General features: G+C 36.1%; 2 protein-coding genes. Both read right to left on the reverse strand.

Translation table 11 applies throughout. The annotated features are described in order from the left end of the window. A partial coding sequence (locus QUB35_RS38575; protein WP_333148304.1) for a proprotein convertase P-domain-containing protein occupies positions 1–3,431 on the reverse strand: 3,431 nt, incomplete at its 3' end. Between the two features lie 9 nt (positions 3,432–3,440). Next, positions 3,441–3,827 (reverse strand): hypothetical protein, encoded by a 387-nt coding sequence (locus tag QUB35_RS38580; RefSeq protein ID WP_333148306.1) that lies wholly within the window; start codon positions 3,825–3,827, stop codon positions 3,441–3,443. Between the last annotated feature and the right edge of the window lie 259 nt (positions 3,828–4,086).

Raw genomic sequence — 4,086 nt, forward strand, 5'->3', positions numbered from 1 at the left:
CCTGAAATTAATCCGCCTGCACCAACTGTTGGTCCTGCTGGTGTGAAAGTATAGGTTAACGCTCCACTGTAATTTGTTATCGTTGATGAACCTGTTGCAATACATGTAGGCGCTGTAGTAGATATCGTTGGTACGGCTGGAGTAACTAACATCGCTAAATTAGTAAACGATGCTGATGCTACTGAAGTACAACTTCCATTGCCTGCGGTTACTGTATATCCTGTTCCAACTGTCATTCCTGAAATTAATCCACCCGCACCAACTGTTGGTCCTGCTGGTGTGAAAGTATAGGTTAACGCTCCATTGTAATTTGTTATCGTTGATGAACCTGCTGCAACACATGTAGGTGCTGTAGTAGATATTGTTGGTACGGCTGGAGTAACTAACATCGCTAAATTGGTAAACGATGCTGATGCTACTGAAGTACAACTTCCATTGCCTGCGGTTACTGTATATCCTGTTCCAACTGTCATGCCTGAAATTAATCCGCCTGCACCAACTGTTGGTCCTGCTGGTGTGAAAGTATAGGTTAACGCTCCACTGTAATTTGTTATCGTTGATGAACCTGTTGCAATACATGTAGGCGCTGTAGTAGATATCGTTGGTACGGCTGGAGTAACTAACATCGCTAAATTAGTAAACGATGCTGATGCTACTGAAGTACAACTTCCATTGCCTGCGGTTACTGTATATCCTGTTCCAACTGTCATTCCTGAAATTAATCCACCCGCACCAACTGTTGGTCCTGCTGGTGTGAAAGTATAGGTTAACGCTCCACTATAATTTGTTATCGTTGATGAACCTGCTGCAATACATGTAGGCGCTGTAGTAGATATCGTTGGTACTGTTGGCACCGTAACAACAACTGTATTTGAAACAGCAATAGTATTTGAGCAACCTGGCAATACAAAAGAATACTGAACTCCATCAAACCAAGTTGCACCATTAACTCTAGTAATTACAATTGTACTTGTTGCAACTGTTGTAGTAACTGTTATATATTGCAAAACATCATTTGGTGCAGCACTAAAAGCACCAATATTAGCAGTTCCATCAGAAATAGTAACACTTCCTTGGTTATTATCTCTAGCAATACTAATTGTAATTACTGTTCCTGCAGGAACTAAATGTTGCAATGTTAATGTCAAAGTATTGTTAGCATTATCAATAGTTGCGCAATTTACTGCATTTGCAGTAGAACCACTAGCCGAAATAACTCCGACTGAATTGGCAGAATTAAGACCTCCAGAAGCAGAAGAAGCATTACCCGAAACAGTTGGTCCTGCCGTAGCAATATTAATAACATTTAACGTAGTATCTGCAGTTACAGATGGAACCGTAACTGTGGCCGTACCAGCAGCATTTAATGTTACAGTTTGAGATGTTCCACCATTAATATTATAAGTAACATTAGCATTTGGAGTTCCTGTAAGAGTATAAACAGCATTATTTCCTGAACAAATAGGTGATACTGATGTTAAAGAACTCAAAACAGGATTTGCGCTAATCGTAACAGAAGTTGTAGCAATTGTTGGAACTGCACAACATGCACTAGGAAGAATTGTATAAGTAACCGTATATGTCCCAGGAGTACTTGTAGAAGGGGTTATTTGACCTGTTGTTGGATTAATAGTTAAGCCAGCTGGAGCGGTAAAATTACCTAATGTAAAAGCGCCAGTACCTGTCAAATTAACATTTACAGGAGCTGAAGTTGTACAAAACGGAGAACCAGTATATGAGATATTAGCAGTTGGACAACCACCTGAAACATTTACAGTTGCACTTGTAAGAAATTGACAACCATTTTCATCAGTAGCTGTAAAGTTATAAATAAAAGTCCCAGCTGTATTAAATGGTCCAACTGTTATATTATTTGTCAATTGGTTTCCAACGCAAGCTCCTGCAGTAGGACAAGCAACTGGACCTGGATTATTAACTACTGTATTTGTTGTAGTTTGAGCTGGTATACTAGGAGCTCCTCCACTAGTAGTCCATACAGCTGTAGTTAAATCAGGCGTAATTGTATCTACACTTCCATAACAAGATGGAGGAAAAGTTAATGACCAATTAAAAAGTGTTCCATCATCTAAATTCAAATTATCTGTAATTCTAATTGTCCAAACACCATTTAATTGAGCGCCATTAAATGCCGTGAATGGATTTGTAGAATTATACGTTTGAGAGATATAATAATTACCTGTTTCACAGGCACCAGTGTAACCAGCACATGTAGATGTTGTCGTAGTTGTAACTCCTGCAGCTGTCCAAGCAACACCACCAGAATTCACCACTGTATATGTGGTACCACATCCAGGAACAGTATCATCATTTTGATTAGCACAAGTACCAAATTTAGTTCCACTTCCATGGCTATCATAAACTTTTACAACTTCTCCAGATGGTGCTATTAATTCAATATCTAAATCACCACTATAAGAATGCTCAAGATTAAAGGTTAGTGTAGGATAGCAAGCTGAAGTCATAGTAGCTCCTGAAGCAAATAATCCAGAAAAATCCAAGCCAGATGAATAACTTACTCCAACTCCATTAGGAAGAGAAGTTACTCCCGCTAATACTGTAGGAGGAGACTGATTTACTGTCTGCGATAAAACACTACCATTTAAAGTCGTTGATTGACCACAACCTAAATTAACAGTACCAGATGTTCCAGCAAAACTTGGAGCAGGGGAAACTCTAATTAATCTAGTGGCTGCATTAATACTTTGACAACCTAAAGGATCTGTTGTTGTTATATTATTTCTAACTTTTAATCTAACTAAATATATACCTCCAGTTGTTGGAAATGTATGAGATGTTGTAGCTGTATTAGTTATACTTGTTGTTCCATCACCCCAATCCCACTCATATCTTACCAAACTTCCAGATGGTGTAGTTGATGACGATGCATTAAAAGACACATTTGTACTACCTGGATTTAATGCAGAACTAGGACAGATATTCAAAGGAGTCGTTACTGTTAAGGCAGCCGTAGGGGGTGAACAAGGAGTAACACAAGAAATTGTCGCAACCCATCCTGCATCTTGAAATATACCATCGGAAGTAAATCTAAAAGAGATACAACCATCAGGACTAGTTGATGTAATCACAAAAGGTAATGTTGGTGTACCTGTAAAAGCATCTGCTCCAGTTCCTGCTGCTCCTGCAGTATTTGAATTCCAAACCTCTAATATATCATATCCATCCTCGGTAGTAAATGAAGTAAATGTTATTCTAATTTTGTCTCCAGGCGTTGAAGGACAAAAAGTAATTGTACTATTTTGACTAGCACCGTAATCACCTGCTCCATCACGAAATGTACCTGCACAAGTAGTTATAGTTCCATTAGAGCCATTTGGCATATTATATGTTTGACCAAAAGAAATTGCATATACAACAAAGCAAACTAAACTTAAAAAATATTTTTTCATCATGTCTATAAGCTATTTAATCTTTACTAATTCTTTTTTCAACTTTTGATCAAATATGTATATATACCAAATTTCATCTATAGTATAGATACTTTTAACTTTATTAGACAAACTACTAATATAAGTAATTCCCTCTTTATAATACCTGTAATAATCTCCTAAACTATCCTTATACAACTCTACCTCTTCAGAAGATAAATTCTTCAAAACTTTTAAATCTTTGTTTGAATAATTTACATATGGTTTTGCTTTATCAATTTTAAATGACAAATCAAGAATTGTTCTTTTTGGATTAAGAACAAACCCTGGTGGGAGATTGTATTTTCCAATATCAGAGTTTTGTGAAAAAGATGACATGAAAGCCAACAAAATCAATACAAGAGAGAATATTTTTTTCATTTTAAGGAAAATTTTATAATAATATTAACAATAATACAAAAAAAATAATACAAAAAACAACAGATTATCAGTTTTTTTTGAATTTTATCGACAATTCAAAAAAAATACTACAAAAAAAGAGGATTGATAAAATATCAATCCTCTTTTAAAAATAACTTAAAATAAATTATCTCTTCATCGTAAAATGCGCTTTAAATTGTTTAGCGACACCATTTTCTGTGTAATCTAACGAGAACCAGTAATCTGTTGATGGAAGTAG

Origin of the sequence: Microcoleus sp. B13-B6 (assembly GCF_036705405.1) — a bacterium.
Lineage (GTDB): Bacteria > Cyanobacteriota > Cyanobacteriia > Cyanobacteriales > Microcoleaceae > Microcoleus.

Excerpts from the sequence above, each read along its gene's own strand:
- QUB35_RS38580 (WP_333148306.1), bottom strand. The coding sequence starts at position 3,827 with ATGAAAAAAATATTCTCTCTTGTATTGATTTTGTTGGCTTTCATGTCA.